The sequence below is a fragment of the Neobacillus terrae genome (assembly GCF_011393025.1).
In the GTDB taxonomy this organism is placed as follows: domain Bacteria; phylum Bacillota; class Bacilli; order Bacillales; family Cytobacillaceae; genus Neobacillus_A; species Neobacillus_A terrae.
In genome coordinates this window covers 219,938-240,980 of record NZ_JAAOEO010000008.1, presented here as the reverse complement: position 1 = coordinate 240,980, position 21,043 = coordinate 219,938, and the positions used below count along the sequence as shown (strand labels likewise).

14 protein-coding genes and 1 pseudogene are annotated in these 21,043 nt (G+C 39.2%); 12 read left to right on the top strand and 3 right to left on the bottom strand.

The genetic code is table 11. From position 1 onward, the window contains the following. Positions 1-303: 303 nt before the first annotated feature. The 4 genes from G8761_RS13980 to G8761_RS13965 all read left to right on the top strand — a co-directional run bounded on the left by G8761_RS13980 (position 304) and on the right by G8761_RS13965 (position 5,655). Positions 304-798: a GNAT family N-acetyltransferase gene (locus G8761_RS13980; protein ID WP_166027651.1), complete on the top strand. Its 495-nt coding sequence runs from the start codon at positions 304-306 to the stop codon at positions 796-798. 916 nt (positions 799-1,714) lie between these two features. Then, the gene (locus G8761_RS13975; RefSeq protein WP_166027648.1) at positions 1,715-3,526 is read left to right on the top strand and encodes an ATP-dependent nuclease; all 1,812 of its coding nucleotides are present in this window, start codon (positions 1,715-1,717) and stop codon (positions 3,524-3,526) included. A gap of 187 nt (positions 3,527-3,713) precedes the next feature. Beyond that, positions 3,714-4,253 (top strand): sigma-70 family RNA polymerase sigma factor, encoded by a 540-nt coding sequence (locus tag G8761_RS13970; RefSeq protein WP_166027646.1) that lies wholly within the window; start codon positions 3,714-3,716, stop codon positions 4,251-4,253. Then, positions 4,246-5,655, top strand: coding sequence for a DUF4179 domain-containing protein (locus G8761_RS13965; protein WP_166027644.1), 1,410 nt, complete (start codon positions 4,246-4,248; stop codon positions 5,653-5,655). The genes G8761_RS13970 and G8761_RS13965 overlap by 8 nt, the downstream gene beginning before the upstream one ends. A gap of 211 nt (positions 5,656-5,866) precedes the next feature. Here the strand turns inward: G8761_RS13965 and G8761_RS13960 are convergent, their stop codons facing one another. After that, positions 5,867-7,609, bottom strand: coding sequence for an ABC transporter ATP-binding protein (locus tag G8761_RS13960; protein ID WP_166027642.1), 1,743 nt, complete (start codon positions 7,607-7,609; stop codon positions 5,867-5,869). A gap of 572 nt (positions 7,610-8,181) precedes the next feature. On the opposite strand from G8761_RS13960, the gene G8761_RS13955 reads away from it, so the two are divergent. From G8761_RS13955 to G8761_RS13945, 3 genes are all read left to right on the top strand, one after another. Then, positions 8,182-8,850, top strand: a complete 669-nt coding sequence (locus G8761_RS13955) for a Type 1 glutamine amidotransferase-like domain-containing protein (protein ID WP_166027640.1) — start codon at positions 8,182-8,184, stop codon at positions 8,848-8,850. 451 nt (positions 8,851-9,301) lie between these two features. Beyond that, positions 9,302-9,790 carry a pyridoxamine 5'-phosphate oxidase family protein gene (locus G8761_RS13950; RefSeq protein ID WP_166027638.1) on the top strand — a complete coding sequence of 163 codons (489 nt, stop codon included), beginning with the start codon at positions 9,302-9,304 and terminating at the stop codon, positions 9,788-9,790. A 653-nt stretch (positions 9,791-10,443) separates the two neighbouring features. Next, positions 10,444-11,427 (top strand): tRNA dihydrouridine synthase, encoded by a 984-nt coding sequence (locus G8761_RS13945; RefSeq protein ID WP_166027692.1) that lies wholly within the window; start codon positions 10,444-10,446, stop codon positions 11,425-11,427. A gap of 318 nt (positions 11,428-11,745) precedes the next feature. On the opposite strand, the gene G8761_RS27220 is transcribed toward G8761_RS13945, so the two are convergent. Together G8761_RS27220 and G8761_RS27215 are read right to left on the bottom strand one after the other, a co-directional pair. Then, positions 11,746-12,501: a prolyl oligopeptidase family serine peptidase gene (locus tag G8761_RS27220; protein ID WP_243450024.1), complete on the bottom strand. Its 756-nt coding sequence runs from the start codon at positions 12,499-12,501 to the stop codon at positions 11,746-11,748. 147 nt (positions 12,502-12,648) lie between these two features. Beyond that, positions 12,649-13,796 (bottom strand): annotated as a pseudogene (locus G8761_RS27215) (S9 family peptidase); the annotation flags it as partial. A gap of 325 nt (positions 13,797-14,121) precedes the next feature. On the opposite strand from G8761_RS27215, the gene G8761_RS13935 reads away from it, so the two are divergent. The 5 genes from G8761_RS13935 to G8761_RS13915 all read left to right on the top strand — a co-directional run bounded on the left by G8761_RS13935 (position 14,122) and on the right by G8761_RS13915 (position 20,505). Further along, positions 14,122-16,164: a DUF4179 domain-containing protein gene (locus tag G8761_RS13935; RefSeq protein ID WP_166027636.1), complete on the top strand. Its 2,043-nt coding sequence runs from the start codon at positions 14,122-14,124 to the stop codon at positions 16,162-16,164. A gap of 768 nt (positions 16,165-16,932) precedes the next feature. Next, the gene (locus G8761_RS13930) at positions 16,933-17,169 is read left to right on the top strand and encodes a hypothetical protein (protein ID WP_166027634.1); all 237 of its coding nucleotides are present in this window, start codon (positions 16,933-16,935) and stop codon (positions 17,167-17,169) included. Between the two features lie 247 nt (positions 17,170-17,416). Next, entirely contained in the window at positions 17,417-17,911 is a 495-nt protein-coding gene (locus tag G8761_RS13925) for a YehS family protein (RefSeq protein WP_166027633.1), read from the top strand. Positions 17,912-17,938: 27 nt separating this feature from the next. Then, positions 17,939-18,646, top strand: a complete 708-nt coding sequence (locus G8761_RS13920) for a M48 family metallopeptidase (RefSeq protein ID WP_166027632.1) — start codon at positions 17,939-17,941, stop codon at positions 18,644-18,646. 191 nt (positions 18,647-18,837) lie between these two features. Then, on the top strand, positions 18,838-20,505 hold the full coding sequence (locus G8761_RS13915; protein ID WP_166027631.1) for an SWIM zinc finger family protein: 1,668 nt from the start codon (positions 18,838-18,840) through the stop codon (positions 20,503-20,505). Positions 20,506-21,043: the final 538 nt, after the last annotated feature.

The window sequence follows — 21,043 nt, the reverse complement described above, 5'->3', positions numbered from 1 at the left end:
TTTAAAAACGAATGAGCTGCGTCTTATTTTAGTATTGCCTTTTTTCCTTTTAATAGAAGTTAATTTTCATGGTAGTTGAATAAGCACCTTCTCTTTGATTACTACTTATGGTCGTACTGTTCATCACTACTTCTTTTTCTTGAAATCTAAATAAGGACCATTCGTGGTGTGTTTGTCCTCCTTCCCTTGGGTTTCTTCGTTCGATTTTATTATAAGCTTCACAGAATGTATGTTCTATTTTTCTTGTTCATTAACGATTAATAGACTATACTTAAATCATTCCATATATTGGGGGTAAATATAATGCTGTCTAACAACTTAAAATCTTCAGTTGTACTGGTCGAGTACACCAATTCATACGATGAACATCTATCCAACTACCATTTACCTGAAGAGCAACTTCAATTTACCAGTATGCCTTTGGATAAAATTAATAATCCTAATGTTTCTAACAGTGCTAAACATGTATTAATTCTTGAAAACAGTGTTCCTGTAGGCTATTTTGCTTTAGAAGATGGTGAAAAGCTTTTAAAGTACAGCAATAATACTAATGCTCGTTTACTGACAGCTTTCTCAATTGATTCAAGAAATCAAGGAAAGGGATTTGCAAAGAAAGGGCTTCAGCTATTGTCTGATTTTGTTAAAAATAATCTTTCTGGAACTGACGAAATTGTCCTCGGTGTCAATAAGAGAAATACGCCTGCTTATAAACTTTATTTAAAAACAGGATTTGTAGACGAGAACGAATTTTATGAAGGTCCAAAAGGTCCACAACACATTTTGCATTTGACAGTCTAATAGGAGAGCTATAAAGCTCTTCTTTTGTTTAATAAGACGCATTATTGGTCAAATGCTCTTATTGAACTAAACTGCCCGAATAAGAATTTCAACAAGAAAGAACAACAGTCCTTCAATACAGCTGCCTGTTGAATAATAAATTTATATTGTTTCTCCAGGACAAGAACAAGTGATCACTGTCGCACCCGTGGTTGTTGATTGCTAATACAGATGTTTATAACGTTGCCATGGGAGGGTGCTGTTGGTCTCATCTCGTCGTAGTTTAAAATTTCGTACCAGTGTATGTAGGTCTGCAGGCTATATTTATATACTTTAGGTTATGCGGGCTACTGACTACGAAATAGTACCCTCCCCTGTCCACGGTTCGGAGACACGTGAACAGAGGAAGTGGTACTCAAATATATACTTTAGTATAAAGCAGGGAACTTGATGACGCTGCTGTTTAGTACCTGAATCTCTTCACCTTGCCACTAGCTATTAATAAGCATATGCAGTTTCGCCCGCATATATCGTGACAAGTACCATTGGCCATAACCAATCGAAACTCCACCGAACCGTTACTGCAAGAAGCCGTTCCCGCTTCTCTAAGTCTCGCAATCCGGTCATAAACAGCAGAAAGACCTTGCCTAATGATTGCTACGCTGATTTTCTGCATCGGCTCAGCTCACCAACCTCTTATTTATCGTGACTTAAGGGCTCTCCCACGGTTAATTATTCTTTTCTCCGATTTTTATTGTCGAACCCGGATAACGACAGCGTTTAGACAGAGGTAGCGTCTCTGACCCTTTTGAGGATTTACTCTGTCGTTAATAAAACCTTTTAAAAAATAAAGTGCAAGGTTTTATTAAGGCTTTTTAATAAGTAATGGGAATATTTTGTAATATATAGTAAAATATTGGAGAAGGAGGGGATGTTTATGAAACTAACAAAGCTGACTATCAGAAATTTTAAAGGCATTAAAGAACTAACTATAGACATAGAAAACATATCTATAATTATTGGCCCTAATAACTGCAGTAAGAGTACAGTATTAGAAGCATTGTGTAAGTTTGGATCCAGCGACACAATGCTGGAAAAAAACCTTTATCATAGACACAACACTTCTAATCCAATTAGTTTTCATGCTACTTTTTCAGATTTAACAGATGAAGAAATTAATCTCCATGGTATTAGAGCGTCGCTTCATGGCCCAACCGGAAAGTTTATCGTAAGGGCAGTATATCGTTTGGGAGAAAAGGTAGAACGTGCATCAAAACTCTCGGGAAATGAGGAACACGATCTCGGAAGCGATGGCTGGGATGGAAAAATGGGAGGGGGAAAAAATGGAACCCATTTTTTAAGCGCGTTTCCCGAGGTAATCTACATACCAGCGGTTAAAAATGCCAATGATGATATAAAAGATTCTTCTCCTTATATGAAAACCTTGTACGCTTTGTATAAAGATGTTATTCGAGGACTAGATGAATATAAAGAAGCTAAAGAGAAAACACAGCTATTACAAGATAAAATCAATTCACATGATAACGAAAAAATCAAATTCTTTGAGGAAGAAGTGCAAGGTTTCTTAAAAGAAGTTACTTCAACCAAAATTAGATTTAATGTGGACGTCAACCCGCTGGACGAAATAGTGAGTACTTCCTTAAAACCTAATTTTGACTTTAATGGGCTAGAAACTATGCTGTCGCACCAGGGTAATGGAGTGCAACGGACATTTATGCTTTCGATACTTAAAGGGTTTAAGATGTACATGAAAAAATACCAAGGAGAGGATAAAGGAGTAAATCGCCCTTTAATAATTGCTATAGAAGAACCCGAGTTATATCTCCATCCTCATCTTGCAAGAGTTTTTAAGGAAACACTCTATAGCCTGGCAGATGAAGGTTTCTTTCAAGTTTTGGCAACATCCCATTCACCAAATTTCATTGATTTAGCTAAGCCGCACAGGACATTAGCTAAGCTTTCGTTGAATGAGGATAAAAATGTTGTAGTTAGTCAGGTAAACTCGGACATTTATGGCTTACCGAGTCATGAAAAAGATAAATTTCAAGCATTATTAAGATTTAACCCGTATGTTAATGAAATATTTTTTGCCAATAACGTAATTTTAGTTGAAGGCGATACTGAGGTTGTTGCATTAAAAATAATCGGTGAAAAGCTAGTTAGTAGTGGAGGCTTGGACAGTGAAATTTACAATAGAACATCTGTAGTAAACTGTGCAGGCAAAGGCACAATGTATGTGGTATTGAACGTCCTCAATAACTTTGGAGTTCAATATACCTGCATACACGATTTCGATATGACTGAACATAATAAAAAAGGAGAAATAAAGACAGTAGCGGCGCTTAAAAAGGTACTAACTTTAAATCACAAAATTGAACGGTTATGTGATATAAAAGGTAACAAAAAATTTGTTTTTCAATATACATTTGAAGAAGAAATGCCTCCGGATTATGAAAAAGGAAGTTCCAAGTCGTTTGCTGCTTATGAATACCTACAGGGGAAGGAACTCCAAGATATGCCTCCAAGGCTATTGAACATCGTAAAATCTTCTTATGGAATTCGGCTACAACAGGAACTTGATCACAGTAACTCGACCGTATTAGATTACTATAATTGGGATAACCTGAATCAAGCAAGATCCGAATGGGTACCTCCAGATGATTCGGAATTTATTATTGCTGTTTGGAAAGAGCTAGAAGGGCAAGAGCAACCTGAACCAGTTAAATAAAGATTTACGCCGTCAACTTACTACGGTCTAAAATAGATTGAAGTTAGCAGAAACCAAGTATGGTTTCTGTTATTTTTTTGAACTTAGGATTCTATTTGCATGCTATGCTGTTCTTTGAAAAAACTTTAACTTTTTGAAACTTTTTTAGAGTATAGATTCCACTAATTAGTAAAGGGGGTCATAGAAGATGGAAACGGAAAGCCATCGGCTAGTAAAAAAAGCAATCAAGGGTAATAAGGGCGCCTTTGAAAAGTTAGTTCAAGAGCATTATGAAAGAATCTATCGGACTGCATATCTTTATGTACATAACGAAGCAGATGCGTTGGATGTTGTCCAGGAGGCAACCTATCAGGCCTTTACATCTATTCATTCGTTAAAAAATCCGGAGTATTTTTCGACCTGGTTTACCAGGATTGTCATTCGTTGTTCAGGCAGGGTTCTAAAGAGAAAGAACAATGTTGTTCCGCTGAGTGATGAAATATTGTCGAATCTGCCGGGCCAAGCAAATGTATACATTGAAGAATCCTTACAACTGCTAAATGCAATTAAGCAGCTGAAAGAGAATTACCGTACAGCGATTATACTTTTTTACTATTACGATTACTCGATTAAAACGATTAGCAGTGTCATGGAGATTCCTGAAAGCACCGTAAAAACATATTTAAGCAGAGGGAAAGCCGAATTAAAAAAGTCTTATAACGAGGAGGAGGGCAAGTGCCATGGATAATAAGGAAATGAAGGCAGCAATTGAACAAATACCTGTGCCAAAAGAAAAAGTGTTTGAAGCAATTGAAAAGGGCCTCACAAAAGCAAGCCAGGGTGGACATTCGAAGAAAAAGAAGGTTCTGGCAGGTTCGGCCACTGCGGCTGCGCTTCTTGGGATTACGCTTGCTTCAGGCTTTATCAACCCAACTATGAACAAAGTATTAGCAAATGCACCTTTAATAGGCGCCCTCTTTCAAGAATTTGATGATTCAACGGGTGTAAATCTAGCAAACCAGGATGCTGTGACTGTATTAAATCAATCCCAAACGAAAAACGGAGTAACCGTGAAGCTGACCAGTTCTTATTTTGACGGCAACATTATTTCCATTACCGGATTTGTCGATGAGGATGTTGAAAAGGGGCATAACGAAAAAGGGGAAGTGAGCTTTGATTTAAACTTTGAGGGGAATAAAGGAGATCATGATCCTTGGCTTGGAATATCGCATGATATCAGAAAAGTGAAAAACGGATACAACTTTCAGTGGAAAACAGAATACCCATATGAAAAAATTCCAGACCAGTTCACTCTCCCCGTTACCATACATAGTATTAACGGCATTAAGGGTGAATGGAACTTTGATATTCCATTTCAGCAGGACAAAAACACTACCCTGGCAATCGAACAGGAACAGGCCTACCCTGATGATGGGGTGAAAATCAAGTTGGAAAAAATTCTTACTGCAAAAGCGTCCTCGACTCTTACTTATGAAATAGTAGAGAAATACAAGGGCGATGACATTTATATTGATAAAGCCGTGGATGATAAAGGAAAGGTGTATCGGTTTGACAATGGAACTGACCTTTCCGAATCTACACAGAAGGATGGGTTCCATAGCACTGTCCGGAGGGCAATGACAATCGTAGATAAGGATATTTCTTCGCTTACGTTTTATCCGACACTCTCGTTCGCTGACCCTAAAGTCCACCAGCTTTTGGACAAAAAAACCTTTACATTAAACAGCAAACGGTTTGATTTAGGCGTGCAGGTAAATGATGTTACCCAAAAAGGCGAGGAATTGGTAATAGATTATCAACTTACAGGGCTTCCGAAGAACCTGAGTCAACGTAAACTCGAAACGATTAATCAGAATTTGGAGTATCTTATCTGGTTGGTTGATAAGGATTATCTAGCCAAAATCGACCCGGAAAATCCTTGGCCACCTAAAAACCACGGTGTTCCGTTTAATAAAGTAAAATTGATTGATAAGGCCACAGCACACTTCCAATCTACTTTCGACTTAAACGGACAAGAAAGGATTGAGAATTTTAAGCTGGGAAATACAATGTTTTTATTTGATTTTTCAAGCTTTGTCGCATCTAAGGAATTAAAACCATTTACTGTTGAACTCCCTAAGAAAGAATAAACTCATCAGACATCTCATGTATTGCCACATACACTCAACACATGTAGAAGCAGTCGCGCAAATAATATTAAAAGAAGGCAACTGACCCATTCGGGAGTTGTCTTTTTGTTTGTTGAATGGAATTTTGACTAAGAAATTTCCGTTTTTAGATCTTAGGCTTTGAAAGCTGGAAAAAACTCGCCCCTTTTTAAGAGCCGAGTTAACAAGAAAATTACAATATTGATTCAAACTGTTTGGAGTAGAGGTTTGAATAAGCTCCATGCTTTGCAAGCAGCGTATCATGTGTTCCTTCTTCCACAATACCCTCTTCAGTCAAAACGATGATCCGCTGTGCGTTCCGAATTGTTGAAAGGCGGTGGGCTATGACGAGGGTTGTTCGCCCTTTTGCGAGCAACTCTAGTGAGTCCTTAATGATGCTTTCGCTTTCGTTATCGAGTGCACTCGTTGCTTCATCCAAAATAAGGACTGGCGGATTCTTAAGGAAAACGCGGGCGATGCTAAGCCGCTGCTTTTGTCCGCCCGAAAGCCTGACCCCCCGCTGACCAATTTCGGATTGGTAACCGTCTGGCAGCTTCATGATAAAGTCATGTGCATTGGCGCACTTGGCTGCAGCCATAATTTCCTCATCACATGCATGGGGATTCCCGTAGCTGATATTTTCCATTACCGTTCCTGCAAACAGATAAACATCCTGCTGAACGATCCCGATGTTTTTTCTTAATGAATAAAGATCGATATCACGGACATCGATTCCGTCCAGCATTACCTTGCCGTCTGTCACATCATAAAAGCGCGGGATGAGCGAGCAGAAAGTGGTTTTGCCTGCACCCGAGGGGCCAACCAAGGCAACATATTCTCCTGGCTGTATTTTCAGTGACATATTATCAAGGACATGGTCCAAATGGTCTTCGTACCGGAATTGAACGTGCTTAAACTCAATTTCGCCACGGACTTCCCTTAGTGTAACTGCATTCGGTTTGTTTTCGATTGCGGGCTGTAGATTCATGATTTCCGTAAAGCGTTGGAAGCCGGTGATTCCTTCCTGGAATAGCATGCTCATTTGAGCCATTTTTTGAATTGGTTCAAGCATAAAGTTTATATACAGCATAAAAGTGATCAAATCTGCTAAATCGAGTGTATTTTTCACGATGCTTGAACTTCCGAAGATGATTACTGCAATCGTTATCAGCTGGATGAGCGTTTGTAATCCATTGTAAAAGTTAGCCTCTGTCTTATAGAAGCTGATCCTGCTTTCAAGGAAACGGTTATTTTCGCGGTTAAACTTCCCTATTTCTACCTGCTCATTGGCAAATGATTTAACAACCCGGATGCCAGCCAGACTATCCTCCACCTGGGCATTTACGTCTCCAATTCTTTCTTTGTTTCTTATTAATGCCTTGTTTTCCATCTTGTTGAAATATAAAGTAAAGAACCCCAGAATCGGTAAAAAGCAGAATATCACAATCGTCAATGGCGCGTTAATAAAGAACAAGATGACAAACGCTCCGATAAAGCGGACGAGATATTTAAGGTAATCTTCAGGGCCGTGATGGTAAAGCTCGGATAGCCAAAGCAGGTCGTTCGTAATCCTGGACATAAGCTGACCGGTCTTTTCCTTATCATAAAAGCTAAACGAAAGCTTTTGCATGTGTTCAAACAGCTCGGTACGGAGGTTGCTTTCTATTCTGGCACCCAATTCATGGCCCTTATAGTCCACAAAGTAGTTTCCAATATTCTGGATTGCGGTAAGAACAAGCATCAGCCCACCAATCCAATACACTTTATTTAATACGATTGACAGGTCCCCCTCAAGGACATCCTTCGTAATATACCGGACGAGCAACGGAAACAACAAGGACAATGCAGATATCAAAAAGGCACATGTCAAAATGGACATAAACAATTTAAGATACAGCTTATAATATGAAAAAAATTTTTTGACTGGAAAATCCATGAGTTACCCCTTTATGTGTTATTTAAATAAACACATATAAGGGAGTACACCGTTACAATTAAAGAAGTGTTTCCCCCTTATATGTTTGTACGGTTTTGTTCATGATGTTTCTCATTGAAATTCCTCCTTAATGGTTGATAAGAGAATTATAATCTAATTATTTGAAATAAGTACAGAATATTCGTAAAATGGAAAGGTGAAGCGTCCCTATGTCACCTAATCTTCTTTAAGATACTATCGAAATTCAATTATTCTGTCAGATCTTTGACTGTAGTAAAAACGCTACACTTTTTCTTAATATAAAAAGCTGGAAGGGATAACGTAATAGTCCCTTTCCTTATGAAAACAACAAATCTATTTATCTTTTTCTCTTGACTCTTGCTGCACCCTTATATAAACCTTAGGATACAGCATGCAGTTCCATACCTATAACGATAAAGGGTTTTAAAAGTGACCGATTGGGTCAGTTTGGCTCTTGTACCAGGCAAAACTGTTTTAATAGAGTCCGCAGCCACATTTTAAAAGTCAGAAGAACTCAAGGTCAGACACATACAAAGAGGAGGAGTTGAGTTGTGAAATTTCTGCTTACATCTGCAGGCATCAATAACAAAAGCATACATGACGCGTTGGTTGACATGCTGGACAAGTCGATCGCCGACTCCAACGCCCTGTGCATCCCCACCGCGATGTACGGACACCCCTGGGTTGGCCCCGGCGTCAAAGCTTGGGAGTTCATCAGCGGAAAAGAAGATAATCCTATGGTCGACCTGGGCTGGAAATCCGTCGGCATACTGGAGCTCACAGCGCTACCAAGTATTAGTGAAGACCGCTGGGTGCCGCTGGTACGGGAGACGGACGTCCTGCTGGTGGCGGGAGGCGACGCCCTCTACCTGGGTTACTGGATGAAGCAGTCCGGATTGGCGGACCTCTTGCCGTCGCTCGGCGCAGTCTATGTGGGAATGAGCGCCGGTAGCATGGTGATGGCACCTAAAATTGGGGACTTCTTCGTTAGCTGGAATCCGCCGAGTGGTGGCGATGAAACGCTGAGTATGGTCGATTTTGCAATGTTCCCGCATCTGGATCACGAGATGCTGCCGTATAACACGATGGCTGCTGCAGAGAGATGGGCCGCCGGGATGCAGGGGCCGGCGTATGCAATTGATGATCAAACCGCCATCAAAGTGATTGACGGAGAGGTCGAAGTTGTCACTGAAGGGAATTGGAAACTTTTTACGCCATGATCTTACTATGCTACTAGCTTCTTGGGTGCACCCCCAAATGCACCGAGTACTGCAGTTCAATTTTGAGGTATTCATCGGGATTCCGTGCAAGTACAATTGCGGAGAATAGACGGTTTTTGTTGATGCTTGATCGACTTGTACGGTGACAACCTAGTAGTGATGTATTCCAAGATCATATTCGTAAAATTTTTAAAAACTCACCAGCACCTCATGTGTTGCCACATACAATCCACACATGTTGAGTGTGTAACGCAGTTGATATTAAAATAGACAAAAGAATAATCATAAAAAAGTGCCTGTTACTACCCCATTTTGTTGTGTTTTTTTCGGCAGAATTCGTGGAGTGACAGGCACTTTCTTTTAGATGCAACGTAGTTTAGTGATCCGCCAACCAGAATAAAAGTTGGTGTAAAGGGTAGTATACCTCTGTAAACTCTAATGAGGTGGTGGAATGTCTAACATGATGAAACAAGAAGAAATGGAAACATTAAGAGAGTTAATCAAAGATGTAGACACGGCCATGTTGACTACGGTAACTGAAGAAGGTCTAGTTTCCCGTCCTATGAAAACCCAAGAAGTGGAGTTTGATGGTGACTTATGGTTTTTCACAAAAAAAGAGACTAATAAATTTGAGGAAATTTTAAATGATCAGGATGTCAATGTGGCTTATGCCGGTAAATCATATGTTTCCGTCCGTGGAAGAGCGGAAATTGTAGAAGATTTAAACAAAAAAAAGGATTTGTGGAGCAAAGCTTATGAGAAAATTACGCAAACTTCCTATGATGACCCTAATGTTATTTTGATAAAGGTAAAAGCAGAAGCAGCCGAATATTGGGAAACCGGTAATTTTGTAAAGAAAGTCGCCTTTATGTACAAACGCATGACAGGGCAAGATTCCGAATCGGCAGATGTTAATAAAACGGTTGAATTGGATGAATAACAGTAATGCTCTGTTAACCATCCATTTAAATTGCTCCTTTTTAAGGAGTCTTAGTTAATAAACCCACCAACATTCCCTTGTGTTGTCAATTGCAGTGAAAATAGACTTCAACATAACGTCAAAATAAATTCTGATGATTAGCATAGAAGAGATGCAAGAAGAAACGGAATAATAAGAAGGGTGGGAGCAGGAGTCCCATCCTTTTTTGTCCGATCAAATTTAAGTGGCATTGAAAACGAGTTGGAGAAGATAGTTTACCAGTTAAAGAGTGATTCATTGCTAAAGGTAGAAATCCTAATAATTTGTGATAATAGCCTCAGGAACTGTTCCTTTTCTTTATTAAAATTTCAGGGGGCTAAAGTAAACCCACCAACATCCCTTGTGTTGTCAATGACAGTCCATGCATTGCGAAGCAGTCGCGGAAATAGTATTAAAATAAGCAGAAACCGAACCAGGTTTCTGTTTATTATTTGGGAATTTGGATTTTATTTGGTTGAACAGAGTTTTTGAAGTTAATGGAAACATACCGATCCGTTTGATAAAAAGTGCTTAAACATGGTATAAGTGTAAAAGAAGCACGGACATCTTGCTTTTTAATTTTGGGATAAGGGGTTGGACTGGTATCCCATAATGAGAGGATTTGAATTTTGAAAATGAAAGATAATTTTTGGCGTGATTTACCACGACCTTTTTTTATATTGGCACCAATGGAAGAAGTAACGGATGTTATTTTTCGCCATGTAGTAAGTGAAGCAGCCAGACCTGATGTGTTTTTTACAGAGTTTACAAACAGTGAGAGTTACTGCCACCCGGAGGGGAATCGCAGTGTGCGCGGGCGTTTGACTTTTACAGAAGATGAACAGCCTATTGTAGCACATATATGGGGAGATAAGCCCGAAAACTTTCGGCAAATGAGTATTGGCATGGCTGAGCTAGGCTATCGGGGTCTTGATATCAATATGGGCTGTCCTGTACCTAATGTCGCGCAGCATGGGAAGGGAAGCGGCCTTATCCGTCGTCCAGAAGTTGCAGCAGATTTAATACAAGCAGCAAAAGCAGGAGGATTGCCCGTAAGTGTAAAGACAAGGCTTGGTTTTACAGAGATAGACGAATGGCGCGGATGGCTGACACACATATTGAAACAAGACATTGCTAATCTTTCAATTCATCTGCGTACAAGAGAGGAAATGAGCAAAGTAGATGCTCATTGGGAACTAATCCCGGAGATTATGAAACTTCGTGACCAGGTGGCACCGGATACACTGTTGACCATCAATGGGGATATTCTTGACCGTCAAACTGGCTTGAAGCTCGCTGATCAATATGGTGTTGATGGGGTTATGATTGGGCGGGGGATTTTTAAAAATCCATTTGCCTTTGAAAAAGAGCCGAAAGATCATAGCAGTGAGGAATTGCTCGGTCTCTTAAGATTGCATATGGATCTGCATGATAAATATTCAAATTTGGAGCTGCGACCGTTCAAGGCGCTTCATCGCTTTTTTAAGATATATGTCAAAGGGTTCCGAGGAGCAAGTGAATTAAGAAATCAATTAATGAGCACATCGTCAACAGATGAAGTGCGAGCACTGCTCGATAGTTTTGGCTCAAAGAGTCTTGATGGAATGGGTGAGCAGTAGAAGTGTCACAATTCAAGATTAAAATGAAGTAAGACATTAAACTGGTGTGTCCCCACTTCGTTGGTTTTTTTGTGCGGATTCACCAGCATCCCTTGTGTTGTCAATTGCAGTCCACCATATAGATTGTGTATCGCAACTTATTTTAAAAATGTAACCCGAAAAAAACATTTCCGATTTCAGCCCTGATTTTATGAAAAAAACTTTTCTGAAATCGGGGCTGTTCCTTTAAAACCCAATTTTTGCACACCTTAATATTAGGACGGCAGTGGGTTTCTCGACAATCAAAAAACCCCCGATTGCCGGGGGTTGTAATTTTTTTTATTCAGCAGTGATGCCGAGTTTATCGAGTATGAATGCATAGCTGGCGGCGGCTTCCTTTAAGTGGTTGAAACGGCCCGATGCGCCGAAGTGGCCGGCACCCATGTTCGTTTTGAGCACAAGGACGTTGTCATCAGTTTTTAAGGTTCTTAGGCGTGCAACCCACTTGGCCGGTTCCCAATAAGCAACTCGCGGATCGTTCAGGCCGGTTGTGACATATATATGCGGATAGTCCTTCGCTTCTACATTGTCGTATGGGCTATATGACTTCATATAGAAATAGTCCTCTTGATTTTGAGGATTGCCCCATTCGTCCCATTCGAGGGTGGTAAGGGGAATCGTGGCATCGAGCATCGTCGTGACTACATCGACGAACGGTACTGCCGGAACGATGACCTGAAATAGCTCACCGGCCATATTGGCCACTGCGCCTACGAGCAAACCTCCCGCACTGCCCCCGCGGGCCGCCATTTTACTTGGAGTTGTGTATTCCTGCTCAATAAGATATTTCGCTGTAGCTAGAAAATCTGTAAACGTGTTTCGTTTATTCCGCATTTTTCCGTCTTTATACCAAATCCGTCCCATTTCGGAACCGCCACGCACTTGCGCCGTGACAAATATAATTCCTTTCTCCAGCAACGGCAGACGATACGGATCAAAATGCGGATCGCTGTTTGCTCCATAAGATCCATACCCATGCAAAATCAAGGGCGCAGGCCCAGACCTAAGCGCTCCTTCCCGATAGACGACGGTCATTGGCACTTTGACTCCATCCTCGGCTTCTGCCCACAATTGCTCTTGGCGGAAGTGGGAAGGATCATATTCACCGCTGACATGAGCAGTTTGCAAATGATGCTTCTCTCCGGTTAACAAATTTAGCCCGTAAGTCGTTTTTGGCGTGAGCAAGGACTCATACTGGATTAAAACTTCCGCTGTTTCATAACTTTGACCGGATAAAATCGAAACTGTATAGAGGGGCTCATCCCATTCAATTTGTTCCAACTCACTGCCTTTCAGTACCCAGATTTGCGTCAGCCCGTTCTCCCGGCCAAAGACAAGCAGCGTGTCCCGGAACGGGTACATGGCTTGAAGATAGCGATCCTCCCTGTATTCAACGACTTTTACCCGTGAGTGAAGGTCATTGAGAGGACACCGGAATAACTCAAAGTTTAGCTCCCTTCGTTTGTCAGTATAAGCAGGTCATCTCCCCAATGCTCAACATCATATTCTATTCCTTCACGCCTTCCATCTAATAGCTGCAAAGGGGTTAACGGGGAATCCGCATCTAACAGGCGAGTCTCGCTCGTCGTTTTCGATCGTGAATGCACAAAAATAAATTTTCCGCTTTGCGACTTAGTCACGAGTAATGTAAATGTCATGTCTTTTTCTTCAAAGATCAGTTCATCACTTTCTACGTCACTTCCCAAACGATGCCGCCACAGGCGGTAGGGACGTTGACCCTCATCAACCGTTATGTAAAAAATATATTCTCCGCACCGGCTCCATTCCATGCTGCCGTATAAAAAGACATCCGGAATCCGGTCGGGCAGTAGCTCTCCTGTCCCCAAATCCTTTATATAGATGGTATATCGGTCAGTGCCATCTCGATTTTCCAAATAAGCAAGGCGGGTATGCTCGGTATTTATACGCTGCATCGTTACGCTTAAATACTCACCTTTTGCGGCCAGTTCATTCAGATCGAGCACTACTTCCTCTGTCGCTTTTGTCAGAAGCTCGCGGTTTGTGGCCTGCTTACGTGCATAGATTGGATATTGCTTGTTTTTGTCCAAAAGGGAATAGTAGAAGAATTGTCCATGCTGCACCGGCACTTTCACTTCTGAATCGGGAACACGGTCCACCATGCTTTGATAAATTTGTTCGGTTTGTTCCTTAAGTGGGTGCATGATTTCATCGTAATAACGATTCTCTTCCTCTAAATAATGGATGACCTCCGCATTGGTGCGATCCTTCAGCCAATAAAAGTCGTCTTCACGTACATCGCCATGCAATTCATGAGGATGGGGTATACGTTTTGCTTTAGGTGGTTTCATAAGATCCTCCTTTGGTTAATAGGATTAGTTTCGTGATATGGTCAGTGAATTCCTCTTTTATTTAGACTACTAGTTCTATATATTTGGGAAGGGCAATTACAATAGTAAAGTACTACATTTATAGCAAACTGCCATCACTACTTAAGCCAAGCTGCATCAAAGTTAATTTTAAAAGAAGCAGGCTCGTGATAAGGGATTGCCTGATTCTTTTCAATTTAGGGAAACGGTTCATAAAATCCAGAAAGGCCGTATTTATATGTATTGTCAATAATTGGATTAGTTTATATGATTAGGTATAAAGAGAAATGTTTAAGGGGGGACCTTTATGATCCCAGCAAAAATAGAGCCCATTTCGATCGCTCCGATAAGAGAAAAAGCCATGGAATCTATCATTGATTGGTTCGATCAGCATAAACAATCCTTTTATATTCTAGGTTGGGTCTACCTTCGGAGCCAGCAGCAAATGGAAGAGCTTTTTTACCGTTCCATCATAAAAGTACACAAGGAGTTTCCACGATATAATCGAGAAACATCGTTCGAAACGCGGGTTACATCCATTTTTGTACAAACCTGCCAGGAGCTTTCTAAGGATGGAAGCTTACAAGCACCAGATGAACCACGCCAGGATTTATTTAAGGCGATTGATAGGTTGAATGAGGAAGAGAAAGGAGCGATGGCCCTTACATATATAAAAGGAATTCCTCGAGAGGAAGCAGCACATCTTGTTAATGTTTCCGAGGAAAAACTAAAGGAGCATTTGTTCTCCGGAATCCAGTCACTTAAAAAAGGACTGGGATATGGGCAAAGCTTAAATGGCTGTAAAGAGTATCATAAGGATTACATGGATTACTTGGAAAGAAACCTGGACCGGCCGGAAAAGGTAGATTTCGAGATACATATTTATCATTGTCAAAATTGTCAGGAGGATTTGGGTGCCTTTCAGGAAGTCCTGTTAACCATGGTGAATTTTACGGAAAGGATTGGAGATATCTATTTGCCATCCGATTTCATGCAGAAGATTAAAGCAAGGCTGGCAGAAAGGGAAAAGCATAGGCAGCTGAAGAACAAGAAGCAAATAAGAATTGGAATTGCTTTTGCAAGTATTTTCGCATTATTAATAAGTATAGAAGTTTTGACGGGTTATTTTACTAATTTCTACTATTCATATACAGAAGAAGATCAGCAATTGCGTGGCTTTCTGCGTCAGGGCATGGGGGAAGTGCTGAACCTTGAAGCAGAAAGCGATGGCGTGAAAATTACAATCAAGAGCGCGATTGCAGATGATGTTCAGACGCTTGTTTTTTATGAAATAGAAGATACGGCTGAAGATAGTCAATATATGATAGATGTTAATGATGGAGTATCTGTGGAGAACAGACTTGAATTTTTGAGTAATGACTCTTATCAAAGGAACTATCCTCCTGATCTGGAATCGGATGCAAATAACCAAAAAAAGAACATATATCGGGGAAAAATTAGTCTATTGCCACTACGGGAGAATAAAGGAACAATCAAACTTAAAATCTCAAAGCTTCAGAAATTAATGCGGGATTCCTCTTTACTGAATACTATTAACCCTTCTATGAACATGGAAAAAGCGGGGGAGTGGAAATTCAACTTTCCTGTAACCAAGCAGCCCTCTGCCGAATACGCATTGGATAAAGAAATAAAAGTGGAGGGAATTCCGGTTCGATTTGATAAATTAACCATCGCTCCGACAGCAACGATCCTGCAATTCAATATTACTAATGATCAGCCGAAGAAGCGAATTGAAGCTCTTAATATAGATCATCTTGAAGTGAACAATAAAAAAGTAAAAGCTGATACGTATGGCAGCATTTTTTCAAGCGGAAATATGGATTCAACTACTTTTCAAGCCCAATATGACCCGCTTTTTGGAAAAAAACCAAAAGAGGTCATTGTTCAATTAGAATCAGCCATTTTAACGGTTGAGGACAGGAAAACCATCGAACTCGATGCTTCCCATAAATATCCTCAAACCTTTGAATATGCAGGCAGTACAATCTCTATAGACAAGTATGAAACCGGACAACCTACCAGAATTGTGATAAGCAATCATGAAATCAAGAACAGGGCATATGAGTCGCTTCAATTCGATATTATGGGAGAAGATACAATGGAGATAGTTAATGATGGAGTACTGGTAGATAAAAACGGAAAAGAATACAATCCGAATGAAATCATTGGCTATGAACAAAAGGACCATCCCCGTTACTTCGATACAGTTCAAAAGATAGAGTTAAACAGTAACAGCGCTGAAGAGAATGTGACACCAAAAATGCTTGAAATACATGGTTATAATACAACAAAATATCTGGATGATATTGTGAAGATATCGTTGGAATAACCATTCTCGCTTACATGCAATTCCTGGATATTATTTAATGCTTAAAACTTGAAAGCACCCGATGTGTTGTCACAAACTCTGCTCACGCTAAAAGCTGTTGCGAAAATAATACTTAAAGAAGGCAGCTGCCCCTATTGGGGAGTTGCCTTTTAAAAAGGTAGGAAAGTATAAAATTTTTGTCCCTTGTAACTGTCTAGCTCCAGCGCCCAGCGCCTAGTGTCCATCCCTCTTCTCCCTACGATAAGTCAACATCGAAATGCTTTGCATTTCGTGTATCCTTTATCTCAGTCGAAGCGGGCCCCAGTCCATACGTCGCTGAACGGGCGCTTGCGCTTTTCTTAATAAGATGATAAGAACATAATTTATTTCATTTCAGTTATACTCGAAAAACTGTACAGAAAATCTAGTATGGATGGCGGTATAATGAAATCTCATGGCACCTAAACAAGGAAGTTCCCTCATTATTTCCATTTGCAGAATTTTTATCACATATACTTCTGAGTAATTTTAGACTGCCTTCTAATAAGAAGAAGGCAGTCTTTTTTAGCTAATCAGAATTTATATCCATAAATTCTGAACGCATAAGAAAAACTAGGGCATCCGCCAAAAAGGACTTGGCGAATGCCAAGTTTTTCTAAAGGGCTAAATAGAGGAATGAAAGAAGTGGTTCTAATAAATTGAATATCACGCCTAAAGCCCACTCCAAAACCGTTGCTTTCGCATATGAGATAAAGCAGAGAAAGTAATGAATAGAAGGAGGTAGGCTGTATGTATCCTTATCGGAACCCATATTATGCAAATGATCAAAGGTTTGGCTTTTTTGGATCGTTTGCAGGGGCATTATTGGGAGGCTTGATCGGTGGAGGTATAGGAGGAGCTTTAGGAAGCCGTCCTTGGGGTGGCTTTGGTTACCCTGGCTATGGCTTTGGCTACGGAGGATTCGGATATCCAGGTTTCGGGTATTCAGGCATCGGCTATCAAGGTGCTCCCCCATATTTTTATTAACCAAGATAACTAACTGTTCCGCTTTAAATTCTATTTCTTTTAATAATCCAGTTAAATTATCATATTTTTGGTAAAACGCGATAAAATTATCTGTTTGTCTGGCCCTAGCCATGCCGAGGCAGTTGTAAAGTTCCGAACATTTCACTAAGATGGATATGATAAGTGCCTGTTGCTCCTGATTCTTATTAATTATTATTGATAAATCGGGTGGTAACAGGCGCTAGTTTTAATAATAGGAGGTCCATTGATGGATAATAACGATATTTTAATTCGATTGAGATACGCTATAGAAATAAAAAATAAAGAAATGGCAGAGATATTTAAGCTTGGCGGCATGGATGTAACGGTGCCGGAAGTGATAAAGATCCTCACAAGATCAGATGATGAGGAAGAAAATGACTTTCAAATAAAGTGTAATAACAGTATGTTCGATTCTTTTTTAAACGGCTTGATTATTTTTAAAAGAGGAAAACAAGAGCCAAAACCAGGACAATCGGATGCACCAGAACCTGCTTTAAAGAAAAGTGCAAACGTGAATAATCTCCTGTTAAAGAAAGTGAAAATAGCACTATCACTAACTACTGAGGATATGCTGGATATATTCGAAAAGGCAGGAATCACAGTAACAAAAGGAGAGCTCGGTGCTTTATTGAGAAAAGAAGGGCACAAGAATTATAAGGAGTGCGGAGATAAATTCGCGAGGAACTTCTTAAAAGGACTGGCTATCAAATACAGGGGATAACAGTATAAAGGATCCATAGGTGAAGATATGATACATACCTACTTAGGTGAGACAATACGTTTTGAGATCAAGTACAAAAATCGAACATCCTTCGGGATTACGATTGATTCATATGGAAATGTTGAAGTACAGGCCCCAAAAGGGACAACTGAAGACAAAGTGATTCAATTAATAGAGGACAAATGGGAACAGATTCAGCAGAAATTAAAAGAGATGAAGGATAGATTGAACGGGCCGCAGGAAAAGGTCTATGAGCATGGCGAGAGCTTTCTCTATTTAGGGAAAATCTTTCCAATACGGATCTTTCAAGAAACGAGTATTGAACAAGATTATGTAGTTTTTGACGGAGAGCAGTTAACCATTAATCTAAAGCAGCTTGATGATGAAAAAATAAAACAAGCTCTAAAACGTTTTTATTATCAACAGTGTAAGGCTCTTGTGGAAAAAAGTATCCAGTTTCATCAAAGCCACTTTAAAACAAAACCTCGTTCTATCCGTATTTCTGACAGTAAAACTACTTGGGGAACCTGTGATTCAAAACTCCAATTAACATTTAATTGGAGGCTGGCGATGGCACCACAGAAGGTGATCGACTACGTAGTCGTCCACGAAATGTGTCATATGGTCCATCTCAATCATGACAGATCCTTTTGGCGCCTTGTTGGGAGTATAATGCCGGACTATAAGGAACTGGAGAAATGGCTGGCGATATCAAATTGGAAAATGACTGTTTAGGATACACATTTACTTTCTAATACTATGAAAAAAACCTTTTAGTAATGATAACATTAAAAAAATTGGCATCCTCGCAAAAGTGTGGGTGCTTTTTTTAATTCACTTTATAATAGGAGAAAGGATTTTGAACTAGTATTAAGTAATATTTAAAGGAAAGTGATACTTGAACCTACTAATCGGGGAGGCCGGAGATGAATATTTATAATTTTTCTCAAGAGATAAATAAGACCATCTTAGACAGGGGTTACACGTATTTTGAAGAGGGATATATTAAAGAAACATATAAAAAAGGACATAATGAGTACTATTTTAATATTGAAGGAACTGAAGACTACGAGGTTGTAGTTCAAATCGGCGATAACGGAGAAATACTATATTCATATTGTGATTGCCCTTTTGATTCTGGACCAATATGTAAACATCAGGTTGCTGCATATTTTGAACTTTTAACCCTTCTGGATGCATCTCATAATAGTAAGCCAAAAGTAAAGTCCATAAAGAGGCCAACTATAGATGAAGTCTTAAACAATCTTTCCAAAGAGGAACTGGTTAGTATTATATTAGAAATTACTGATGATAATGATACATTAAAAAGCAGCCTTATCGTTAGATACTCAAAAGGTGATGCAAAGGATGAATTTGAGAATCGTAAAAAACTAATCGATTCTATTGTGCGGAAATATTATCGTAAGGAACGTTTTATTCATTATAGAGAAGTGTCTTCTTTTGTACGTGAAATGGAAACAATTTTAGAAAAAATCGAAAATACGGAAGACGTATTTTTAGCATTGGATATTGCTTTTTTATTTTTGGAAAAATCAATAGGTGCTTTTCAATTTGCAGATGATTCTGGTGGCGATATTGGTTTTTTAGTAAGAGAAACGATAGCGGTAATAGAAGAGACAGTAAATAGAAGTAAAGAAAAAGATTTTCATCAGCAAGAACTAGTTTTCAATACACTATTAAAGCAAATTGATAAAAAATATTTTGAAGGGTGGGAAGATTACGAAATTCAACTGTTAGGAATTTGTGCTGAATTTGCTCATGTTCCAGTACTAAGGAATGAGTTGAGAACGAAAATAGATTCCTTAATCGATCAGAAATCCAGTAATCAATATTCTAAATACGGAATTGAGGAGCTGCTTCAAATATTATTCAATATCATTGAAAAATATGGTGCGGAGGAAGAAGCAGAACAATTTATTAATGAACATCTAAATTTTACATCCTTTAGAGAACGATTAATTAACAAGTTCATTCAAGAAAAGAATTTTAGTAAGGTCATTGAATTGGCTGAAGAAGGAGAGAAAAAGGATACCCAATTGGCGGGCTTAGTATCGAAGTGGAAAAAACTAAGATATTTAGCGTATAAAGGGCTATCACTAAAAGCAGAGCAAGAAAAGCTGGCAAAGGAACTCTTTTTTAAAGGGGATTTTGAATATTATAAAGAGCTTAAGGAATTAGCGGAAGGAGACAAATCAGTTTTTTATAGCAGCTTAAAAAATGAAATGAGAAAAGAAAGGGACTGGCGAATAAGCGATATGTTCCGTCGCTTAATAGAGGAAGAAAATGATTTGGATGAAATCATGGAGTTTGTCAGAAGGAATCCAGAAAGAATAGAGACTTATGCGGAGATGTTACTGGATCAACGTAAAGAAGAGGTCATAGAGATATATAAGGATAACGTCAAATCCTCAGCAAAGTCCTCATCGAATCGGAAAGAGTATAAAGTTGTTTGTAGAAAAATAAAGGAATATAAAAAAATTGCAGGTAAGCAAAATCAAACGGATCTGATAAATGAACTAAGAACCATGTATTTAAAAAGGCCTGCCTTTATAGATGAGTTAGGCAAAATTTAATCTCTTCGCAGCGGAAGGTAAATCAATGGTTGATTTAGAGAGAATGCTGGAGTGCTCAAGTTAAGAAGATTAGTTTAAAAATTTATAGTGAATATTTACAAATAAATGAAATCATGGGATAATAAAGAAAATTTTGGAGGGGGAAAGTAAGTTTATGGAACCAACTAATTGCTAATTATTAATTTTTAAAAAATTAATATGGATTTTATATTGAGTGTTAATTCACCTATAAAAGCTAGGTTTATTTGTTATGCGCTCTTATGGAATCAGGCAATTTAGAGGGTAACTTACTTTACTGAAAACGAGATAATAATTTATTGGCCCCTGCTATGTCACAAGGGTTTATTAAGCATAGTAATGTGATGATTTAGACTCACATTTGTTGCTTAAGGTCTTTAATAAATTATATTCATTGAGTATTCATGACTGTAAGAAGAAACCATCTTCTTATGGTCTTTTTTTATTCTAAAAAATAAATAGTATTGAAGGTCCTCTACACCCTGTCCATAAATGCGTAAATTATGGATGAAAGCAGGAA

Excerpts from the sequence above, each read along its gene's own strand:
- G8761_RS13980 (WP_166027651.1), top strand. The coding sequence starts at position 304 with ATGCTGTCTAACAACTTAAAATCTTCAGTTGTACTGGTCGAGTACACC.
- G8761_RS13975 (WP_166027648.1), top strand. The coding sequence starts at position 1,715 with ATGAAACTAACAAAGCTGACTATCAGAAATTTTAAAGGCATTAAAGAA.
- G8761_RS13970 (WP_166027646.1), top strand. The coding sequence starts at position 3,714 with ATGGAAACGGAAAGCCATCGGCTAGTAAAAAAAGCAATCAAGGGTAAT.
- G8761_RS13965 (WP_166027644.1), top strand. The coding sequence starts at position 4,246 with ATGGATAATAAGGAAATGAAGGCAGCAATTGAACAAATACCTGTGCCA.
- G8761_RS13960 (WP_166027642.1), bottom strand. The coding sequence starts at position 7,609 with ATGGATTTTCCAGTCAAAAAATTTTTTTCATATTATAAGCTGTATCTT.
- G8761_RS13950 (WP_166027638.1), top strand. The coding sequence starts at position 9,302 with ATGTCTAACATGATGAAACAAGAAGAAATGGAAACATTAAGAGAGTTA.
- G8761_RS13945 (WP_166027692.1), top strand. The coding sequence starts at position 10,444 with ATGAAAGATAATTTTTGGCGTGATTTACCACGACCTTTTTTTATATTG.
- G8761_RS27220 (WP_243450024.1), bottom strand. The coding sequence starts at position 12,501 with ATGACCGTCGTCTATCGGGAAGGAGCGCTTAGGTCTGGGCCTGCGCCC.
- G8761_RS13935 (WP_166027636.1), top strand. The coding sequence starts at position 14,122 with ATGATCCCAGCAAAAATAGAGCCCATTTCGATCGCTCCGATAAGAGAA.
- G8761_RS13930 (WP_166027634.1), top strand. The coding sequence starts at position 16,933 with ATGTATCCTTATCGGAACCCATATTATGCAAATGATCAAAGGTTTGGC.
- G8761_RS13925 (WP_166027633.1), top strand. The coding sequence starts at position 17,417 with ATGGATAATAACGATATTTTAATTCGATTGAGATACGCTATAGAAATA.
- G8761_RS13920 (WP_166027632.1), top strand. The coding sequence starts at position 17,939 with ATGATACATACCTACTTAGGTGAGACAATACGTTTTGAGATCAAGTAC.
- G8761_RS13915 (WP_166027631.1), top strand. The coding sequence starts at position 18,838 with ATGAATATTTATAATTTTTCTCAAGAGATAAATAAGACCATCTTAGAC.